The sequence below is a fragment of the Shewanella alkalitolerans genome, from assembly GCF_019457575.1.
In the GTDB taxonomy this organism is placed as follows: Bacteria; Pseudomonadota; Gammaproteobacteria; order Enterobacterales; family Shewanellaceae; genus Shewanella; species Shewanella loihica.
In genome coordinates, this window is sequence record NZ_CP080422.1 from 3692196 (window position 1) to 3711849 (window position 19654).

At 56.3% G+C, this 19654-nt stretch carries 17 protein-coding genes; 13 read left to right on the forward strand and 4 right to left on the reverse strand.

Annotation, left to right across the window (positions count from 1 at the left end; genetic code table 11):
- Window positions 1–3 precede the first annotated feature (3 nt).
- Window positions 4–2199: a putative bifunctional diguanylate cyclase/phosphodiesterase gene (locus K0J45_RS16055; protein ID WP_220043285.1), complete on the reverse strand. Its 2196-nt coding sequence runs from the start codon at window positions 2197–2199 to the stop codon at window positions 4–6.
- 236 nt (window positions 2200–2435) lie between these two features.
- Between K0J45_RS16055 and thpR the strand changes: the two genes are divergently transcribed.
- Window positions 2436–2966: an RNA 2',3'-cyclic phosphodiesterase gene (gene thpR / locus K0J45_RS16060; RefSeq protein WP_220043286.1), complete on the forward strand. Its 531-nt coding sequence runs from the start codon at window positions 2436–2438 to the stop codon at window positions 2964–2966.
- A gap of 42 nt (window positions 2967–3008) precedes the next feature.
- Here the strand turns inward: thpR and pepB are convergent, their stop codons facing one another.
- Window positions 3009–4286, reverse strand: a complete 1278-nt coding sequence (gene pepB, locus K0J45_RS16065; RefSeq protein WP_220043287.1) for an aminopeptidase PepB — start codon at window positions 4284–4286, stop codon at window positions 3009–3011.
- Between the two features lie 340 nt (window positions 4287–4626).
- On the opposite strand from pepB, the gene sfsA reads away from it, so the two are divergent.
- The 12 genes from sfsA (at window position 4627) to K0J45_RS16125 (ending at window position 17793) form a co-directional block, all read left to right on the forward strand.
- A complete protein-coding gene (gene sfsA, locus K0J45_RS16070; RefSeq protein ID WP_220043288.1) occupies window positions 4627–5331 on the forward strand; it encodes a DNA/RNA nuclease SfsA in 705 nt (234 codons plus the stop codon).
- 159 nt (window positions 5332–5490) lie between these two features.
- On the forward strand, window positions 5491–5934 hold the full coding sequence (dksA, locus tag K0J45_RS16075; protein WP_011866925.1) for an RNA polymerase-binding protein DksA: 444 nt from the start codon (window positions 5491–5493) through the stop codon (window positions 5932–5934).
- 128 nt (window positions 5935–6062) lie between these two features.
- Window positions 6063–6944: a tRNA glutamyl-Q(34) synthetase GluQRS gene (gene gluQRS / locus K0J45_RS16080; protein WP_220045336.1), complete on the forward strand. Its 882-nt coding sequence runs from the start codon at window positions 6063–6065 to the stop codon at window positions 6942–6944.
- Between the two features lie 81 nt (window positions 6945–7025).
- Window positions 7026–8468: a polynucleotide adenylyltransferase PcnB gene (gene pcnB, locus K0J45_RS16085; RefSeq protein WP_220043289.1), complete on the forward strand. Its 1443-nt coding sequence runs from the start codon at window positions 7026–7028 to the stop codon at window positions 8466–8468.
- Complete coding sequence (folK, locus tag K0J45_RS16090; RefSeq protein WP_220043290.1) at window positions 8468–8956, forward strand: 2-amino-4-hydroxy-6-hydroxymethyldihydropteridine diphosphokinase; 489 nt, start codon at window positions 8468–8470, stop codon at window positions 8954–8956. The genes pcnB and folK overlap by 1 nt, the downstream gene beginning before the upstream one ends.
- Window positions 8957–9035: 79 nt before the next feature.
- A complete protein-coding gene (gene panB / locus K0J45_RS16095) occupies window positions 9036–9830 on the forward strand; it encodes a 3-methyl-2-oxobutanoate hydroxymethyltransferase (protein ID WP_041510094.1) in 795 nt (264 codons plus the stop codon).
- Between the two features lie 17 nt (window positions 9831–9847).
- Complete coding sequence (gene panC, locus K0J45_RS16100; RefSeq protein ID WP_220043291.1) at window positions 9848–10696, forward strand: pantoate--beta-alanine ligase; 849 nt, start codon at window positions 9848–9850, stop codon at window positions 10694–10696.
- An 872-nt stretch (window positions 10697–11568) separates the two neighbouring features.
- On the forward strand, window positions 11569–13212 hold the full coding sequence (locus K0J45_RS16105) for an L-lactate permease (RefSeq protein WP_011866931.1): 1644 nt from the start codon (window positions 11569–11571) through the stop codon (window positions 13210–13212).
- A 67-nt stretch (window positions 13213–13279) separates the two neighbouring features.
- A complete protein-coding gene (locus tag K0J45_RS16110) occupies window positions 13280–16084 on the forward strand; it encodes an FAD-binding and (Fe-S)-binding domain-containing protein (RefSeq protein ID WP_220043292.1) in 2805 nt (934 codons plus the stop codon).
- Window positions 16085–16469: 385 nt separating this feature from the next.
- Complete coding sequence (locus K0J45_RS16115) at window positions 16470–17030, forward strand: DUF4124 domain-containing protein (RefSeq protein WP_220043293.1); 561 nt, start codon at window positions 16470–16472, stop codon at window positions 17028–17030.
- Window positions 17031–17065: 35 nt separating this feature from the next.
- Window positions 17066–17482, forward strand: a complete 417-nt coding sequence (locus K0J45_RS16120) for a hypothetical protein (protein WP_220043294.1) — start codon at window positions 17066–17068, stop codon at window positions 17480–17482.
- The gene (locus K0J45_RS16125; protein ID WP_220043295.1) at window positions 17479–17793 is read left to right on the forward strand and encodes a DUF4144 domain-containing protein; all 315 of its coding nucleotides are present in this window, start codon (window positions 17479–17481) and stop codon (window positions 17791–17793) included. Before K0J45_RS16120 ends, K0J45_RS16125 begins: the two co-directional genes overlap by 4 nt.
- An 89-nt stretch (window positions 17794–17882) precedes the next feature.
- On the opposite strand, the gene K0J45_RS16130 is transcribed toward K0J45_RS16125, so the two are convergent.
- Together K0J45_RS16130 and K0J45_RS16135 are read right to left on the reverse strand one after the other, a co-directional pair.
- Entirely contained in the window at window positions 17883–18653 is a 771-nt protein-coding gene (locus K0J45_RS16130; protein WP_086023637.1) for an ABC transporter permease, read from the reverse strand.
- An 8-nt stretch (window positions 18654–18661) separates the two neighbouring features.
- Window positions 18662–19603 (reverse strand): ABC transporter ATP-binding protein, encoded by a 942-nt coding sequence (locus K0J45_RS16135; protein ID WP_220043296.1) that lies wholly within the window; start codon window positions 19601–19603, stop codon window positions 18662–18664.
- Window positions 19604–19654 lie beyond the last annotated feature (51 nt).

The window sequence follows — 19654 nt, forward strand, 5'->3', positions numbered from 1 at the left end:
GCGCTATGCTTCCAGCACCCGGTACCAGTGCAGGCCTTCGCCAGAGGTCAATGAAGTGAGCGACTCGGGACGCGCGATGCCGTAGCCCTGGCCAAACTCGACGCCCAATTTCTGCAGATGCTTTGCCACCTCGACCGACTCGACAAACTCGGCCACTATCTCGAACGCCATGTCGCGGCCCAGCTGGCAGATGGCGGCGACGATCGCCTGATCGGCGCGATCCTCGCACAGGTGTTGAATAAACTGGCCATCGATCTTCACATAATCGACGTTAAGCAGCTTAAGGTAAGCAAAGCTTGAGAAGCCAGAGCCGAAATCATCCAGCGCCAGCTTACAGCCCAGGGGCTTCACCGTGTTGATAAGCCCGGTGGCATGATCCAGCTGGCTCACCGCCGCCGTCTCGGTGATCTCGAAGCAGAGCTTACTCACCAGCTCGGGTTCGCCCAGCAGGCGCATCTCCAGCCAGTTGATAAACTCACTATCGCTGATAGAGAGGGCCGACAGGTTTACCGACACCATAGAAAGCGACTGCCACAACGCCAGGTTTTCACTGCCCCAGCGCAGCAGCTTATCGATCACCCAGCGATCTAGCTTGGCCGCCAGGTTAAAGCGCTCGGCTGCGGGCAGGAAGATACCGGGGGGAATAAGCTCGCCCTCGGTGGAGCGCATGCGCAGCAAGATCTCCAGATGCAAGCCGTCATCGCTGACGCTTAGCGGCTCTATGGGCTGATAGAAGAGCTCGAACCTGTCGTTGGCCAGGGCGCCGACGATATCCACCGAGGCGCTCATCTCGGTATTGAGCTTCTCTACCACAGGATCATGGGCGCTATAGAAGTACCAGGCGTTACCGCCCTTCTCCTTGGCGAGACGACAGGCGGCGCTGGCACGGCGCAAGAGATCGGAGACAGAGTCAACCTCGTTCTCGCAGCGAGCCAGCCCCATGGAGACGCTCACGCTATGGCTGCGCCCCTCCCAGCTAAATTCATGATTGGCCATGGCCTGACAGATACGCTCGGCCACCTGCTCGGCGATCTGCACATCGATATTGGGCATCAGTATGCCAAACTCGTCACCACTGAGGCGGGCGATCACATCCTCCTTGCGCACCAGCTGACTCAGGCGGGCGGCGAGCTGACACAAGAGCTGATCGCCGGCCCTGTGGCCGCTGACATTATTGACCACCTGGAATCTGTCTAAGTTGATGAACCCAACGAAGGTAGATCGCTCGCACTCGCAGGGGTTGGCCAGATCATATAGAGCCTCGAAATAGGCGCGATTGGGCAGTCCGGTGAGCGGGTCGAAATTGAGCGAAACGCTGTGCGCTTCGCTCTCCTGAACCGGCTCGCCCACTGGCTCCACCATCATGAGGATGGGGCCGTCTTCGCCGGACAGGCAGAGGAAGGTCACCTTGGCCAGGGCATCATCGGGGGCGTATTTCAGTGGCACCTCACAACTGGACTGCTCCAACACCTGGTCTCGCACCAGCGCCATGGTGTCCAGCAGGCGTTTCTGCTCCCGCTTTGGTACCAAGGTCTCCACCTTCTGTAGCGTCTCCACATGCAGACTCTCGGCCGCGCTCTGGTTGTAACGTATCACCCTGTCATCCACGCCGATATGCACGCAGGGGATGGGCAGGCGATAGAGATGCTCGATACAGACCAGCTCGTTACTCTTGGCATTTAAGCGCTGGCGCGCCACCTCCTGCGCCAGGCCCAGCAGGCTGCCGGCCAGCAACAGGTTGTGACGAATCGCCTCTGGCCATATTCCGTTGCAGTCGTAGCGATAGGCGCCGAAGATATAGTGCCTCTCTCCGCCCACTGGTAGCAGCAGGACGCTGCGGATCTTGGCCTGATTCAGACGCAGGCGGCTGTCCTCGTCGTCGATAACGGAAGCGACATCTTCGACGATGGCCGGTTCACGTAGTGAGGTATAGGAGTGTAGATGACGGTTGTTGGCAACTCGGCTGAGCAGCATCTCGGCGTCGCGCTTGCTGAAGATAGAGGCATCGGACTGGTACATGGCTTCGATCTGCACCGGCAGACGTCCCTTGCCGATACGTAACAGAAACAGGCCATCACACTGATTGCTGGCGGCAAGTTGCTGCAGGATAAGTTGCAGCTCCTCTTCCAGATCGTGTTCGCATAAAAAAGCGAGCGTCTGCTCGAGCGATTGGGATCCCTGTTGCGTATCGGATGACATATACTATCTAGTCCTTAGATTGGCTAATCTGATACAAACACTGATTATAGTCAGAAATCATAGGATTACCCTATGGATTAAGTTGTAAAAGCTAGCTGAGAGTGACTATAGGTTATATTTCACTTTTTCGACGACATTAGCGAAATAAGTCGCTTTAAAATCAAGCCTGTAGAAAGCTCAACTCGTTGCATTTTTGTAACACACTTTAACCTTTTTCGGCAACCAGGGGATAGCCAATGAAACGACTCTTTCTCGCCATCGCCCCCGATGCGGCGCAGCTGGAGCAACTGACCCAGTTACAGGCGAGCTTAGACGGTGAGGGACGCCTAGTCCCCAGAGACAATCTGCATATGACGCTGGCCTTTCTCGGTCAGTGCAGCGAGGCCCAGCAGGAGGCCCTGAGCGAGTCCCTCGCCCGGCTCGCCCATCAACGTCGTTTACCAGCATTTGAGGTGACGCTCAACACCCTGGAGCATTGGGTTAAGCCCAAGATCCTCTGCCTCAAGGGCGCGGCGCGGGATCCCGGGCTTGTCAGCCTGTTCAACCAATGCCAACGTCTGGCCCAGCAGCTCGGGTTACACACCAGCGAGCACAGCTTCACGCCCCACATCACCCTGATGCGTAAGGCCAAGATGCTGCCCGCTCTCAAGCCGCCCAGCCTCACCCTCAGCGGCCATGCCCTGCATCTGTATCACTCTCAGAGTAGCGAGCAGGGGGTGCAATATAAGGTATTGGCCTCCTGGCCGCTCACGGCCTCAAAAGCATAAAAAAAACGCGCCAAATGGCGCGTTTTTCTCATTAACAACAGCTTAGTCCTGCAGCAGCTCGGCGATAGTCAACACGCCGTGGGCGGTTGCCCCTGCGGCCCACAGGCCGTTAGCCGTATCTGCGAAGGCCGAGGCGAGATCCATATGCAACCACTGGGTGTCGTCAGACACGAAACGCCAGAGGAAACCGGCGGCATTTGAGGCGCCGCCCGCGCCGCCGCCTTTTACTGGACGGCTGTTGGCGGTATCGGCATAGGCAGATGGGCACATCTCTTTGTGCCAAGGCTCAAGTGGCAGCGGCCATACCTGCTCGGCCACGGAGGATGCCTTCTCCTGAGTGCGGCTGATCAGCTCACGGCTCGGAGAGAAGATGGCGTTGTAGGAGGTGCCCACAGCCATCACGGCGGCGCCGGTCAGGGTCGCGGCGTCGATCACCAGAGGTGCACCGGTTTCACAGGCGGCCTGCAGACCATCGGCCAGCACCAGACGCCCCTCGGCATCGGTATTGACCACCTCGACCGAGACACCATTCTTATAGGTGAGAATATCTCCCAGCTTATAGGCACGGCCGCTGATCAGGTTCTCCGCGCAGCAGAGGAACAGCTTGATACGCTTATTCAGGCCTGACTTGATCGCCAGCCCCAGGGCCGCGGTCACTGTCGCCGCGCCGCCCATGTCGCACTTCATCCCCAGCATGCCTTCGGATGCCTTGATGCTGTAACCGCCCGAGTCGAAGGTGATCCCTTTACCCACCAGGGCCGCCGACACAGGGGCGTCTTCGCCCAGCGGGTTATAATCCAGCTCCAGCAGCGCAGGTGGACGCTCGCTGCCACGACCGACAGAGTGAATGCCGATCCACTTCTCTTCCAGCAGGGCTTCACCTTCTACGATGCGGTAGCTCACCTTGTCGCCGCCTACTTTGGTCAGCCACTGGGCCGCCTGGTTAGCCAGGGTCACTGGGGCGAGGTTTTCAGGGGTTTCGTTGATCAACTGTCTGGCGAAGGCCGCGCTGTCGCGTCTGTCGTCCAGCACCTTCTTGACGGCATCGTCGCCAGTCCAGGCGATCTTGCCAATCTGCTTAGCGGTAGCGAAACCCTGGGCGAATGCCCACTGAGTGTGAAGATCCCAGAGCGCGCCCTCGAGCGCCACCTCGTTGATCCCCTGACCGCGTAGCTTACGCGCCGCCTGCTGTACCTGGCGTAGCTGATCGCCCGCCTGCAGATGGATATTGGCCTGGCCCGCCGTAAAGGTCACATCTGCGCTGCCCCAATGGGCCGCAGGGGCGTCCTCGGTCAGATAAATCTTCATCACGTCGCTCATAATTGTTCCTTGTCAGTACAGAGAGTGGCGAGGCCTTAGGGCCTGCCTAATAATGCAGCCAAGTATAACGCCAATCACCCTGCTTTATCTAACCCCCTCACGCTTATCCCTAACTATCCCTAAGGAAGGGGCATGGCAGGGAAGACTACTGTCGCGGCTACAGGTCGCCGCGACAGCGCGCCGCCTAATAGGGTAGAATCTTTTCGCTCTAAATGGGCGCTCAAGCAGGTGACTCAAGATAGCCGTTCAGGGTGTGATCGCAGGCTCAGCCCCTAAAACGCAAAAACCTTGAGGCGCAAAACCCTCGCATCAATATAAGTAGAACAACAAGGCCGACAAGATGATTTTTACCCCCCCATTCGAACAGGGAAAGTTACTCAGACGCTACAAGCGCTTCCTCGCCGACGTGCTGCTGGATGATGGCAGCGAGATCACCATCCACTGCCCCAACACGGGCTCGATGCGCAACTGCCTGTTTCCCGGCGAGCGGGTCTGGTTCTCTACCTCAGATAATCCCAAGCGCAAGTATGCCCACACCTGGGAACAGGCATCCTCGGATGAGGGCCATATCATAGGGATCAATACGGGAAGGGCCAACGCCCTGGCGGCCGAGGCGATTGAGGCTGGAGTGATAAGCGAACTGACCGGTTACGACCGCCTGCGCCGGGAGGTTAAATATGGCAGCGAGAACAGCCGTATCGATCTGCTGCTCGAGAGCGAGGACAAACCCGCCTGCTATATAGAAGTCAAAAGTTGTACCTTATTAGAGCAGGGCCAGGGATACTTCCCCGATGCGGTGACTACCCGAGGCCAGAAACACCTGCGCGAACTGATGGAAATGGTCAAACAGGGCCACAGGGCCGTGCTTTTATTTGTGGTGCAACATACTGGGATAACCACTGTGGCAGCGGCCCGTCATATCGACCCAGAGTACGCCGAACTGTTGACTCAGGCACACCAGGCCGGGGTGGAAATTCTCGCCTACAGCTGCGAACTCTCCCCAAGCGCCGCCAAGCTGATTAAATCCTGCCCTGTCAAGTTGTAAATAGACGGTAAAAGTTGAATTAATGCGTAATAGAGGACATAGTCAAAAGATAAACTCATGGCAGCTTAAAAAATTTGCGTGGTATATCAGATTCTGATATAGATATCGGCCTTTAATAAAAGACGCCCTACAACGCAAATGATTAACAGGAGATGCGTTATGCCTGAAGGCACTAAAAAACTTGGCGTGCTCGCTATCGCAGGTGTAGATCCTTACCAGGAAAAACCGGGTGAGGAATATATGAATACCGCTCAACTGGGTCACTTCAAAAAGATTCTCGATGCTTGGCGTAGTCAGCTCCGTGAAGAAGTGGATCGCACCCTGAATCATATGCAAGATGAAGCGGCTAACTTCCCAGACCCTGTCGACCGTGCGGCTCAGGAAGAGGAGTTCAGTCTTGAACTACGCGCCCGTGACAGAGAGCGTAAGCTAATCAAGAAGATTGAAAAGACATTACAGAAGATCGAAGACGACGATTTCGGTTTCTGTGATTCATGCGGTATCGAAATCGGTATCCGCCGTCTCGAAGCCCGTCCAACGGCCGATCTCTGTATCGACTGTAAGACGCTCGCCGAGATCAAAGAGAAACAGATGGCCGGTTAAGCTGGCGAGAAGCGGGGCTTAGCCCCGCTTTTTTGTATCCAGTCGCCTCGATGAGCGACATAGCAAGTGTGAACAAAGGTTTTGCCGTGATCCCCCAAGCAGACCCCTCCCTCTCGCCCGATAACTCAATGCAAATCGACAAGCCCTATGTCGGCCGTTTCGCGCCCTCGCCCTCCGGTCCGCTGCACTTTGGCTCGCTCATCGCCGCGCTCGGCAGCTATCTGCGTGCCCGCGCCGAGCAGGGAAAATGGCTGGTGCGCATCGAAGATATCGATCCCCCCAGAGAGGTAGCCGGTGCCAGCGACCTCATCCTCAAGACCCTTGAGGCCTACGGCCTACATTGGGACGGCTCAGTGCTCTATCAAAGCAGCCGCCTGGATGATTATCAGGCGCGGCTTAACAGCCTGCTGGCAGAGGACAAGGTCTACTACTGCCAATGTACCCGCAAGCAGATTCAGGCGATGGGCGGCACCTATGATGGCCGCTGCGCGACCCGCACAGCTAAACATACAACAGGCGCTATCCGCATCCGTAACACGCTTGCGATAGATCATTTCGATGACGAGCTGCTGGGCCCTATCCAGGTCGAGCATGAGTTTGCCGCCGAGGACTTTATCATCAAGCGCCGCGACGGCCTCTACGCCTATCAACTGGCCGTGGTGATGGACGATGCCTTTCAAGGAATAACTGAGGTAGTGCGCGGCGCCGACCTGCTCACCTCCAGCGCCCGCCAAGCGACCCTGTTTCACCTCTTCGGTGACAACGCGCCTAAGTGGCTTCACCTGCCGCTGGCCTGCGCCGAGCCAGGGATGAAACTCTCGAAGCAGAATCACGCCCCGGCCATAGATCTTAATGCGCCCCAGGCCAGCATCAACGCCGCGCTCGCCTTCCTGGGGCAGGCCCCCTGCGAACCAGACAGCGTAGAGACCATGCTGGCCCAGGCCGTGAGCCAGTTTGAATTGAGCCGTATCCCGCGCCAGCAGGAGATCATACTTACGCCGTGCGCTTAAGCCCCGTAAAAGCATAAACCTAGCCGCCGTCACGAAACCCGGCCAGACGAGCAGAGTCCGGGTATACTCTTTGACCCATAATTGAGTTATGATAGCGGCCTAATTTTAACCCTGACTCAAGATCCAAGTTCGAGGTGTCCTATTTTTCGCCGTATTAGTCAATTCTGTAAGCAGCTTTTTGAAGACAATCAAAACACCACAGAAACCACACCAGCGGGACTAAGCCTAGAGATAGTTGCACGTAAACATCATGCAATCTCTCGCCAGCACATTAGCGAAAACGCTATTAAGGTACTCTATCGTCTGCACAAATCTGGCTTTAAGGCCTATTTGGTGGGCGGCGGCGTGCGCGACATCCTCCTAGGACTCGAGCCCAAGGATTTCGACGTGGTCACCAATGCCACGCCGGAAGAGATCAAGAAGCTATTTCGTAACTGCCGCCTGGTAGGGCGCAGATTCCGTCTGGCCCATATCGTCTTCGGCCGCGACGTCATCGAAGTCGCTACCCTGAGGGGCCATCATGTAGACAGCGGCGAGAAGATCTCTAAGGTCAACGCCGAGGGTCGCCTGCTGCGCGACAACGTCTACGGCACCATAGATGAAGACGCCGAGCGCCGCGACTTCACGGTCAACGCCCTCTACTACGACATCAGCGACTTCTCCATCCACAGCTATGGTGGCGGCCTGCAGGACCTCGAGTCTCGCACCCTGCGTCTGATCGGCGACCCGCAGAAACGCTACCGCGAAGATCCCGTGCGCATGCTGCGCGCCGTGCGCTTCGCCACTAAGCTGGGGATGAGCATAGACAAGGCTGCGGCGCAGCCGATCCCTGAGCTGGCACCCCTGCTAAAAGATATTCCTGCCGCCCGTATGTATGAAGAAGTGCTCAAGCTCTTCTTCGCCGGTCAGGCCCAGAACAACTACGTCATGATGCGTGACTTTGGCCTGTTCGCCCCTCTCTTTCCCCTGGTGGATAACCTGCTGGAGGAAGATCCTAAGGGACCGAGCCACAAGATGGTCAAGGCGATCATGCGCAACACAGACGAGCGGGTTGAGCAAGATAAGTCGGTCACTCCGGCCTTCTTCTACGCCGCCATGCTCTGGTACCCCCTCAGCCAGCGTGCCGATGATATCGCCCTGGAGAGTGGCCTGAGCCAATATGACGCCTTCTACGCCGCCATGGGCGATGTGATGGAACAGCAATGCCGCACCATCAGCATTCCCCGTCGCTTCAGCACCCCGGCCAAGGATATCTGGCAGCTGCAACTGAGGTTCGAACGCAACCAGGGCACACGTGCCTTCAAGTTTATCGAACATCCTAAGTTCCGCGCCGCCTATGATCTGCTACTGCTGAGGGCCGAAGCCGAGGGTGGTAACCTGGCCAAGACGGCCGCCTGGTGGAAGAGCTTCGTCGAAGGTAGCGAAGAGCAGCGCAGCGTCATCGCCCGCAGTACCAACAAGGGTAGCCGCAGCCGCAACAATCGCCGTCGTCGCAGCCCGAAGAAGACACCGAAAGCCGAATAATGAACACCGTCTATGTCGCACTGGGGGCCAATCTCGCATCCCCAAAAGCCCAACTGGATCAGGCCTGTCAGGCACTGAAGGCCTTGGCAAGCGACGGACAACTAAGCGTATCCCCCTATTACCAGAGCGCCCCCATGGGTGATGTGCCGCAGCCCGACTACCTCAATGCCGTGACTTGCTTTACCACCACCCTCGCCCCACTGGCGCTGCTCGATGCCCTGCAGGCGATCGAGAACGAACAGGGTCGGGTGCGCGAGGTACGCTGGGGCGCCAGAACCTTAGATCTGGACCTGCTCCTCTATGGCGACTGGCAACTGGATATCCCGCGTCTTCAGGTGCCGCACTACGGCATGAAGACCCGCAGCTTCGTGTTACTGCCTCTATTAGATCTGGCTCCAGATCTCATTCTCCCCTGCGGCACCAAGCTGACTTCACTGATCACCGAGGAACTTAAGAGACAAGTTCAACAACTCGGCCCGGATCATTGAACTTAAGCCCCAGTTAGCTTATAAAGCACACTACTGCCCAGGCAGAACTCTTTTTTAAATCAAAGTTAAGACCAGCATTATGTCTAAGATAACCAGCTCTACCCTGCTGAAATTCAAGCAGGAAGGTAAGAAGTTCACTGCACTCACCGCCTATGATGCCAGCTTTGCGGGCGCCTTCGACAGCGAAGGGATCGACGTCCTACTGGTGGGCGACTCGTTAGGCATGGTATTGCAAGGACACGACGACACCCTGCCGGTCACAGTCGAAGATATCGCCTACCACACGCGCTGCGTTCGCCGTGGCATCAAGCGTTCACTGCTGATCGCCGACATGCCTTTCATGAGCTACGCCACCCCAGAGCAGGCGATGACCAATGCCACCGCCCTGATGCAGGCCGGTGCCAACATGGTGAAACTCGAAGGCGGTCACTGGTTGCTGGAAACCGTCACTAAGCTGACCGAGCGCGGCATTCCTGTGTGTGCCCACCTGGGGCTCACCCCGCAATCTGTGCATGTCTTCGGAGGCTTCAAGGTACAAGGCCGTGACGCCGACAACGCCCAGCGCATCATAGATGAGGCCAAGGCGATCGAGGCGGCTGGTGCCCAGCTATTAGTGGTCGAGTGTATTCCGGCGGCACTGGCCAAAAGCATCACAGAGGCCCTGACCATTCCGGTTATCGGCATTGGCGCAGGCGCAGACACCGACGGCCAGATCCTGGTGATGCACGACGTGCTGGGGATCTCCAGCGGCTATATTCCGCGCTTCTCGAAGAACTACCTAGCCCAGACCGGCGAGATCCGCAGCGCCATCCGCGCCTATATCGAAGAGGTCGACACGGGCGTCTTCCCCGCCGCCGAGCATACATTTAGCTAAAGTAAGGTTGCTGTAACATGTACACCACCCAAGATATCGCCGCGATCCGCGCCCAGGTGCGCCAGTGGAAACAGGCCGGCGAGACAGTGGCATTCGTGCCCACCATGGGCAATCTGCACCAGGGTCATATCACCCTGGTCACCGAGGCGCTGAAACGTGCCGATCACGTGGTGGTCTCCATCTTCGTTAACCCGATGCAATTTGGGCAGAACGAAGATCTAGACGCCTACCCACGCACCCTTGCCGCCGATCAGGCCGCCCTAGAGGCCGCCGGCGCCGAGCTGCTATTCACGCCGACACCTGCCATCATCTATCCCAAGGGGATGGATAAGCAGACCTTTGTCGAGGTGCCAGGCCTGTCGGAAGAGCTTTGCGGCGCCAGCCGTCCAGGGCACTTTCGCGGCGTCACCACCATAGTCTGCAAGCTGTTCAATATCGTACAGCCGGATGTGGCCCTGTTCGGCAAGAAAGATTTTCAGCAGCTGATGGTGATCAAGGCCATGGTGGAAGATCTGTCTCTGCCAATCGAGATCGTCGGTGTCGATACCATACGCGAAAGCTCTGGCCTGGCCATGAGTTCACGCAACGGCTACCTGAGCGAGGCGCAGAAGCAGCAGGCGGCTCAGCTCAAGCGTACCCTGGATGAGATGGCCGAGGCAATCGCCAAGGGTCAAGCGATCCCTAATGTAGTGCAGCGCGCCCAGGAGCAGTTGCACCAGGCTGGGTTTAAGCCAGATTATCTGTCGGTGCGTAACGCCGCCGATCTGCGTGAAGCCCAGGATAGCGATAAACAGCTGGTGATCCTGGCCGCCGCCTTTATGGGCAGCACCCGCCTGATCGACAACCTGAGTTTCGAACGCGCTTAAGCCCTGCACGGCCTAATTTAGGACGTCATTAAGCCTAGAAAGCTCTTAAACTTAGCGCGTCCTTAACCTCTAATTTCGCTTCTCTGGCCCAATGCCTGGGAAGCGATTTTTCATTTTAGGCTCACTTTTTACTCAGCGCTTTCTCTCAACTCTTTATCTAAAAGCTGCCCCAAACTGCCCAAAAACAACTCAAAATGAGGTCAGTATGATCATCTAAGCCCTTGGTCATGCACCAATTCTGATCGGCCAATCGGTCGAAAATGCCGCGAGTTTCAGAAATAAAATTACTTATCTGAGCGAAAGCCAATAAAGTGACCTGGATCCAGATCACCTGCATTTCATTTACATGCATTTCAAACGAATTGGCATCCATTCTGGCTAACTTACTGAAATTAATTGGTAATACCTATTTACCAAAAATAGCGAGCTCCTACAGGCGCTCAACAAGGTGATCTGGATCACCAAGAGCAATTTTCCATCGCTAACTGATTAGATTCTAAACTGAAATTATCCGATCAGATATTTCCACTTTTGAGACCTAATTAGAGCAATTACTCTTAGTAAAATCCCATTTCTAGCTAAAAATCGTCATATTTCTTTCAAATAGTTATAACGGCCCGCTCCGACCAGTGATGGAGATCACACTTTAGGTTTAACTGGTCAGACAAAGTTCACACCCATCTAACCCCATCTCACATAATCAGCACATAATGATCTAGATCATATTTGCATTTGGTGAATTAGCGTTTATTACGCATCAAGGATGAAACGATTCCATTTGGGAATAGCTTCCGACAACACAGGATGCTGCATCGGACGAGTCAGCATCGACAACAACTAAAATAACCAAGTAACGACAGTAAGAGGCAATCATGACCCTACTTCAACTACTCGCCAGTTTGACGCCTGTAATCAGCGTTATGCTATTTTTGGTGCTACTCAAGATGCCCGCATCTCGCGCCATGCCTATCTCTATGGTAATGACAGGTCTTGCCGCCGTCTTTATCTGGCAGATGGATACCACTATCTTAGGTGCCTCCGTGGTCGAAGGCCTACTCTCGGCCCTGACCCCACTGAGCATCATCTTCGGTGCCGTGTTCCTGCTGAACACCCTGAAATATTCGGGTGCCATGGACACCATACGCGCCGGCTTTACCAACATCAGTGGTGATGCCCGCGTGCAGGTGATCATCATCTGTTGGTTATTTGGTTCATTTATCGAAGGCTCTGCCGGTTTCGGTACCCCTGCCGCCATCGGCGCGCCGCTGCTGGTGCTGCTAGGTGTGCCGCCCGTGGCTGCCGCCGTAGTTGCCCTGATCGCCGACTCCACCAGCGTCTCCTTCGGCGCCATCGGTCTGCCAGTTCTGTTCGGTATGGAACAGGGTCTGATGCAAGGTGGTGTGAGCATGGCTGCCGACCAGATCGCCCAGCACGGCACCAGCTTCGCCGACTATGCCCAGTTTATCGCCCTGCACATGATCACTATCGATCTGGTGACAGGTACCCTGATCCCGCTGGTTCTCGTCTCTGTACTCACCGGCTTCTTCGGCCGCAACAAGTCCTTCAAAGAGGGTCTGGCGATCTGGAAATTTGCCCTGTTCGCCGGCTTAGCCTTTACCGTACCGGCATGGCTTATCAACTACTTCGCCGGCCCAGAGTTCCCATCGGTTATCGGTTCCCTGGTTGGTATGGCGCTGGTGATTCCAGTGGCACGCAAAGGCTTGTTACTGCCTAAGACCCCTTGGAACGATTTTGCCGAAAACGACAACCAGACTCAGGCTAAGGTAGAAACCAAGGCGCAGTTCTCTCAGGTTGCCGCCTGGACCCCTTACATCATCATGGCGGGCCTGCTGGTACTGTCTCGCACCGTGGCGCCGCTCAAGGCCTGGCTCACCAGCTTCAACATCAGCTGGACTAACCTACTGGGCACTGAACTGAAAGCCGGTTTCGCGACCCTTTACGCCCCTGGCGCCTTCTTCGTGCTGGTATGTATCCTGGGCTTCGTGCTGTTTAAGATGAAATCGCCAGCCATCAAGGAGTCGATCACCGTCTCTTGCAAGTCTATGCTGCCGACCATCATCTCTCTGGGCGCCTCTGTGCCTATGGTGAAGATCTTCCTTAACTCTGGCACCAACGAGGCGGGCCTGCAGTCTATGCCGGTTGCCCTGGCCGACATGCTGGCTGGCTCTATGGGCGCCATCTGGGCCTGGATGTCACCGATTGTGGGTATCTTCGGTGCCTTCCTGTCGGGCTCAGCCACCTTCTCTAACATGATGTTCTCAGGCCTGCAGTACAGCGTGGCCGACAACATCGGCATGAACCACGCATTAGTCCTGGCCCTACAAGGTATTGGTGCCAACGCAGGTAACATGATGTGTGTCATGAACGTGGTCGCCGCCGCTACCGTGGTGGGTATGGCTGGCCGTGAATCAGAAATTATCCGTAAAACCATGCCCGTCGCTCTGGGTTATGCCTTGATTGCAGGTACTATCGCTACCCTGTGGGGCGGTCTATAACAGATAACTCGAGAAAGGCGGACGTGATGAACCCGCCTTTCTGTGGGTCGAATTAAAGAGTAATGTTATGTCGATTAATTATTCAGCAGTAGTCGCAGATTTACGCGCCAAACTCGGTGATGAAGCCGTCTCAGACGATGCAGTGCGTCGTTTCGCCTGGTCCACCGACGCCAGTTACTTCCGTATCGTGCCAGAGGTGGTGGTACACGCCGAGACTCTGGAAGATGCCCGTGACACACTCGAAGTCGCGCGCCAGCATAATGCCCCTGTGACCTTTCGCGCCGCCGGCACCAGCCTCTCAGGCCAGGCCATCGGCGAAGGTATCTTGTTGATCCTAGGTCACGACGGCTTCAGAAAGATCGCCGTCAGCGAGGATCACAACCAGATCTCACTCGGCGCGGCCGTTATCGGTGGCGACGCCAACCTGGCGCTTAAGCCATTCAACAAGAAGATTGGCCCGGATCCGGCCACCCTGGCCTCGGCCATGGTAGGCGGTATCGTGTCTAACAACGCCTCGGGCATGTGCTGTGGTACGGCTCAGAACAGCTACCAGACCATCGCCTCGGCCAAGCTACTCTTCGCCGACGGTACCCGTCTGGACACAGGCTGTGAGCGCTCAAAAGAAGCGTTTCGCGAGTCTCACCAGCAGCTGCTTAGCGAGCTGACCGATCTCGCCAAGCTCACCGCCAGCAACCCGGTACTGGCCGATCGCATTCGCAAGAAATACTCCATCAAGAACACCACAGGCTACAGCATTAACGCCCTGGTGGACTTCGAGGATCCATTCGAGCTGATCAACCATCTGATCGTCGGCGCCGAGGGCACCCTGGCCTTCGTCGAAGAGGTGACCTACAACACGGTCGATGAGGCCAAGTTCAAGGCCTCGGCCATGGCGGTATTCTTCAACATGGAAGATGCGGCCCGCGCCATTCCGCCGATCAAATGCGACAGCGTCGCGGCCGCCGAGCTGCTGGACTGGGCGTCGATCAAGGCGGTCACCGGCAAGAAGGGGATGCCAGACTGGCTGAGCGAGCTGCCAGAAGGCGCCGCCATCCTGCTTATCGAATCCCGTGCCAACGACGAGGCGACCCTGGATGCCTACACCCAGGATGTGATCGCCAAGTTGGCCCATATCGAAACCGAGCGTCCTATCAGCTTCAGCCGTGACCCTGAGGTCTACAGCAAATACTGGGCGATGCGCTCTGGCCTCTTCCCAATCATTGGCGGCGAGCGTCCGAAGGGCACCTCGGTGATCATCGAAGACGTGGCCTTCGAACTGGAACATCTGGCCAATGCGGCCACAGATTTGACCGCCCTGTTCCACAAGCATGGCTATCCTGAAGGGGTGATCTACGGCCACGCGCTGGCGGGTAACTTCCACTTCATCATCACGCCGACCTTCGCCTCACAGGAAGATATCGACCGCTTCCACGGCTTCATGCAAGACGTGGCCGAGATGGTGATCAACAAGTACGACGGCTCCATGAAGGCCGAGCACGGCACAGGCCGCGCGGTAGCACCATTCGTCGAGATGGAATGGGGCGCCGATGCCTACACCCTGATGAAGCGCATCAAGCAAATCTTCGATCCCCAAGGCCTGCTTAACCCTGGCGTTATCCTCAACGACGATGCCAACGTGCACGTCAAGAACATCAAGCCATGCCCTGTGGTCGACGACTTTGTGGACAGATGTATCGAGTGTGGCTTCTGTGAGAAGACCTGTCCGACCTCGGCGCTTAACTTCACTCCGCGTCAGCGTATCGCGACTCTGCGTGAGATCGCCCGCTTGGAGGCCTCTGGCGACAAGCAAGCCGCCGAAGAGATGCGCGCCGCCGCCAAGTACGATGTGGTCGACACCTGCGCCGCCTGTCAGCTCTGTACCATCGCCTGTCCGGTGGACAACAGCATGGGTCAGTTGGTCCGTAAGCTGAGAACCCCATACATCACCACAACCGAGCAGAAGGTACTGGACTTCCAGGCCAAGCACTTCGGCGCCGTCAACCAGGTGATCAGCACAGGTTTCGACGTGCTCAACATCATCCACAAGGTCACAGGCGACAGCGTCACCAACGGCCTGATGAAGGTGGGCCGCATGGTGTCCAAAGAGGTGCCTTACTGGAACCCAGATTTCGCCAAGGGCGGCAAGCTGCCTAAGCCAAGCCCAGCCTCGCCAGACAAGGAGACTGTGGTCTACTTCCCGGCCTGTGGTGGTCGCACCTTCGGCCCGACGCCGAAAGATCCCGACAATCGCACCCTGCCAGAAGTGGTAGTCACCCTGCTGGAGCGCGCCGGTTACAACGTGGTCACTCCTGACAACACCCGTCACCTGTGCTGCGGCCAGATGTGGGAATCTAAGGGTGACTTCAAGAACGCCGATGCCAAGCGCGACGAGCTGATCGACGCCCTGAGCGCTCTGAGTGATAACGGCAAGGTGCCTGTGGTGGTGGATGCTCTCTCCTGTACCTACCGCACACTGACGGGCAACCCTAAGGTGGAAATTACCGATCTGGTCGAGTTCATGCACGACAAGATCTTGCCTAAGCTGACCTTTACCAAGAAGGTCAACGTGGCACTGCACCTTGGCTGTAGCGCCCGCAAGATGAAGCTTGAGCCTAAGATGCAGGCGCTGGCCGATGCTTGTAGTAACGGCGTTAAGCTGCCAGAGGGGATCGAGTGTTGTGGTTACGCCGGCGAGAAGGGCTTGTATAAGCCTGAGATCAACGCCAGCGCCCTGCGCAACATCAAGAAGCTGATCCCGGTCGATATCAAGGAGGGCTACTACGCCAACCGCATGTGTGAAGTGGGTCTGACCCAGCACAGCGGCATCTCCTATCGCCACCTGGCCTATCTGCTGGAAGAATGCAGCCGCTAGGCAACCGATTTAAGGTTTAGATAACCCCACCCAAGCAAACTCCGCGGTGTGACATCAGCTCACATCGCGGTTTTTTATCTCTACCCTTGCCACACCCGAGCAAAAATCACCTAACTCATACTCCCTAAGTCATACAACCTAAGTCATGCAAAATACTGGTGTTATTCCAAGAGTTGCGCCATAGTAATAGCTGACCATACTGAGCTTAATCCTTCAATAAGTTAGCGACCTAAGCTTGACGGTATGGACACCAAAATGAAGTAAAACGACATAAAGTTAGCTAAAGATTCGTTACACAAGAGAAAGGGACATGAGTCGTCGCGGCAACCGCTAAGCTTACAATGCCGTCCCCTAGACTCGACGTAGATAGAGGAATTATCGCTCCATGGGAAAACTGCTCTTAGCCATCGCACTCCTGCTGCTTCCAGGCCTTAGCCACGCCAGCAGCATCTACAAGTGCATCAAGGGCGACAAGGTGGTATTCAGCCAGACCTCCTGCCCGAAAGAGTTTAAGCAGCACCATATCCAATACCAACTCGGCATCACCACGGAAACCGACAGCGACAAGCCCAAGGAGAAGGTCGACCCTCTGCAGGCGCTGCTCAACAAGCGCACCCTCTCCCAGGAGAAGCTGTTACAGCTAATCGACGCCGAAATCTACCGCCTCAAGCAGGAAAACAGCTATTATGAGATCCTGAGGGCCAGCGAGAAACAGAAGCTGGATCGCAAGCGTTACTGGCAGAAACAGGCCAAGGATGACCCTGAGTTTCTCGCTAAGCTCGACGAGATGAACCGCTACTTCGACGGCCTGATCAAGCTCAACGACGATGCCATGCTCATGCTGCAGCAACATAAGCTGCGCATCACGCAGGCGCCCGAGCAGGAAGAACTGGGAGGGCAGGAAGAGCAGCCCGACAAAGGCGCCCCCCAAGTCGTACAGCATTAGCCGTACAACACAAAAACATCAATAGTGAGGTCGCCATGAACAAGACCCTGTTGAGCCTGCTCGTTATCGGCCTGCTTCTGCTGGGATTTTTTATGCGCCAGAGCCTCTTCACGCCCGCCGATGACTCTCGCGAACTCAATGTCGACAGCTTCGTCGACCATGCCCAATACCTGACGACCCAGAGCGAGGTGATCGCCCCCCTGCTGTGCGCCAAGCTCGCCATCGATATGGGCTTTTCCGTGGACCAAGAGCAGGTCAACAGCGAGTTGCGACAGACCCTCAAGGCCTATGATGACGACAAAGACGCGGCGCTGTATCTGTTTATCTATGTCAAAGGCTACGCCTTCGGCCTGGCCCACGGCATAGAGGACAAGCCCGGCGCCTACTTTCACCTGGGCTGTGACCAAAACCATCCCGAGGTCGAGATGCCACCACAGCAGACTCAAATATGACTATCCACTGGCCGCTACTGCTCAAGGTCGCCAGAGACAAGCAGCTGATGCTGTTAGAGAGCCAGGAAGAGTGGCTCGCTGAGCGCGATCACCTAGCGCCCGAGTCCCTGACCCTTATCGACAGCCAAGGCATCTGTTATCACTGCCAAGATGGCGATCTACGCCCCTCGGACGAGCAGATAGCCCTTTCAGAGTTGGTGCTATGGGTCAGCGATTATGCCTGCCAAAATGGTCACTTCTGCAGCGCCAAGATAGGCGCCGACAGCCTAGCGCAGCTGTTTGAGATGGTTCGCTATTTGGAAAATAGTTAGTCGAAGCACGCCATGCATTAAAGAATACAGCCATAAAAAAGCCCCACCAATGTGGGGCTTTTTAGTTGGATTTGTCTGTCATGAACCAACTAGGTTCTCAAGCCTATGCCACGGCTGATCAGGTAGTAGGCCACCAGCCAGAGTCCGGCGCAGAAGCCGACCATGATAGCCACCGACAGGCCGATACTGATGTCGGCATAACCCAGGAAGCCGTAGCGGAACACGTTTATCATATAGACCACAGGGTTCAGCTGCGACACCCCCTGCCAGAAGCTTGGCAGCAGGGTGAGCGAGTAGAAGACGCCGCCCAGATAGGTCAGCGGCGTCAACACGAAGGTGGGCACTATGCTGATGTCATCATAGCTCTTGGCAAATACGGCGTTGATAAGCCCTCCAAGGGCGAACAGGATAGAGGTCAACAGCACCGTCAGGGCCACCAGCCCGGCGTGATGCAGGCTGATATCCACGAAGAACATGGCCACCAGGGTCACTATGGTGCCGACACACAGGCCACGGGCGACGCCGCCGCCCACGTAACCGGCGATCATCACATAGTGAGGCACGGGCGCGACGATCAGCTCCTCCAGGTTACGCTGGAACTTGGCGCTGAAGAAGGATGATGCCACGTTGGAGTAGGAGGCGGTGATCACCGACATCATGATGAGGCCGGGGGCGATAAACTCCATATAGCTCACGCCGCCCATCTCGCCGATGCGCTTGCCCACCAGGTTACCGAAGATCAGAAAATAGAGGGTCATGGAGATTGCCGGCGGCACCAGGGTCTGCACCCAGATGCGGGTGAAGCGGGTCACCTCCTTGATCAATATGCTCTTAAAGGCGGTAAAGTAGACGTGCTTCATATTCATGCTCATGCCTTTTTACCTCCCTTGCCTTGTTCCACCAACTCCACAAACAGCTCCTCCAGGCGGTTAGCCTTGTTACGCATAGACAACACCTCTATCCCCTGCTCGGTGAGCTGGGCGAACACGCTGTTGATGCTATGGGCCTTCTCCACATCCACCTCTAATGTGTGTGGGTCGGTCAGGCGACAGCTAATTCCGTCGAGGGTCGGCGCCTCGCTGATATCGGCCTTAAGGTCAAACACGAAGGTCTCCATGTTGAGGCGGCTGAGCAGGGATTTCATGCTGGTGCACTCCACCAGCTCGCCCTTGTCGATGATGCCAATGTTACGGCACAGCATCTCGGCCTCTTCCAGGTAGTGGGTGGTCAGTATGATGGTCACCCCCTGGCGGTTAAGATCCGTCAGGAAGGTCCACATTGAGCGTCTGAGCTCGATATCCACCCCAGCGGTGGGCTCATCCAGAATAAGCAGCTTGGGCTCGTGCATCAGGGCGCGGGCGATCATCAGACGGCGTTTCATACCGCCGGAGAGGGCGCGAGATGGGCTGTTGCGCTTGTCCCACAGGTCCAGCTGACTCAGGTACTTCTTGGCGCGCTCGAAGGCCACCTCGCGGGAGACACCGAAATAGCCGGCCTGATTGACCACTATCTGCTGCACAGTCTCAAACTGGTTGAAGTTAAACTCCTGGGGCACCAGGCCGATGGACATCTTGGCCAGCTCCAGCTGGGTGTCGATATCGTGTTCGAACACCTTCACCTTGCCGGAACTCTTCTGCACCAGGGAGCAGATCACCCCGATAGTGGTGGACTTGCCGGCGCCGTTGGGGCCCAGCAGGGCAAAGAAATCCCCCGCCTCGACCTTAAGGCTAATCCCTTTTACCGCTTCGACGCCGCCCTTGTAGGTTTTTCTGAGCGAGTCGATAACTAAAGCATATGGCTCTTTGGTCATTAGTGACTTCCGTTATCCTGATCTTGAAATTGGTATTGCTATTGATATGAA

Coding starts and splice junctions, on each gene's coding strand:
- K0J45_RS16055 (WP_220043285.1), bottom strand. CDS start 2,199: ATGTCATCCGATACGCAACAGGGATCCCAATCGCTCGAGCAGACGCTC.
- thpR (WP_220043286.1), top strand. CDS start 2,436: ATGAAACGACTCTTTCTCGCCATCGCCCCCGATGCGGCGCAGCTGGAG.
- pepB (WP_220043287.1), bottom strand. CDS start 4,286: ATGAGCGACGTGATGAAGATTTATCTGACCGAGGACGCCCCTGCGGCC.
- sfsA (WP_220043288.1), top strand. CDS start 4,627: ATGATTTTTACCCCCCCATTCGAACAGGGAAAGTTACTCAGACGCTAC.
- dksA (WP_011866925.1), top strand. CDS start 5,491: ATGCCTGAAGGCACTAAAAAACTTGGCGTGCTCGCTATCGCAGGTGTA.
- gluQRS (WP_220045336.1), top strand. CDS start 6,063: ATGCAAATCGACAAGCCCTATGTCGGCCGTTTCGCGCCCTCGCCCTCC.
- folK (WP_220043290.1), top strand. CDS start 8,468: ATGAACACCGTCTATGTCGCACTGGGGGCCAATCTCGCATCCCCAAAA.
- panB (WP_041510094.1), top strand. CDS start 9,036: ATGTCTAAGATAACCAGCTCTACCCTGCTGAAATTCAAGCAGGAAGGT.
- panC (WP_220043291.1), top strand. CDS start 9,848: ATGTACACCACCCAAGATATCGCCGCGATCCGCGCCCAGGTGCGCCAG.
- K0J45_RS16105 (WP_011866931.1), top strand. CDS start 11,569: ATGACCCTACTTCAACTACTCGCCAGTTTGACGCCTGTAATCAGCGTT.
- K0J45_RS16110 (WP_220043292.1), top strand. CDS start 13,280: ATGTCGATTAATTATTCAGCAGTAGTCGCAGATTTACGCGCCAAACTC.
- K0J45_RS16115 (WP_220043293.1), top strand. CDS start 16,470: ATGGGAAAACTGCTCTTAGCCATCGCACTCCTGCTGCTTCCAGGCCTT.
- K0J45_RS16120 (WP_220043294.1), top strand. CDS start 17,066: ATGAACAAGACCCTGTTGAGCCTGCTCGTTATCGGCCTGCTTCTGCTG.
- K0J45_RS16125 (WP_220043295.1), top strand. CDS start 17,479: ATGACTATCCACTGGCCGCTACTGCTCAAGGTCGCCAGAGACAAGCAG.
- K0J45_RS16130 (WP_086023637.1), bottom strand. CDS start 18,653: ATGAAGCACGTCTACTTTACCGCCTTTAAGAGCATATTGATCAAGGAG.
- K0J45_RS16135 (WP_220043296.1), bottom strand. CDS start 19,603: ATGACCAAAGAGCCATATGCTTTAGTTATCGACTCGCTCAGAAAAACC.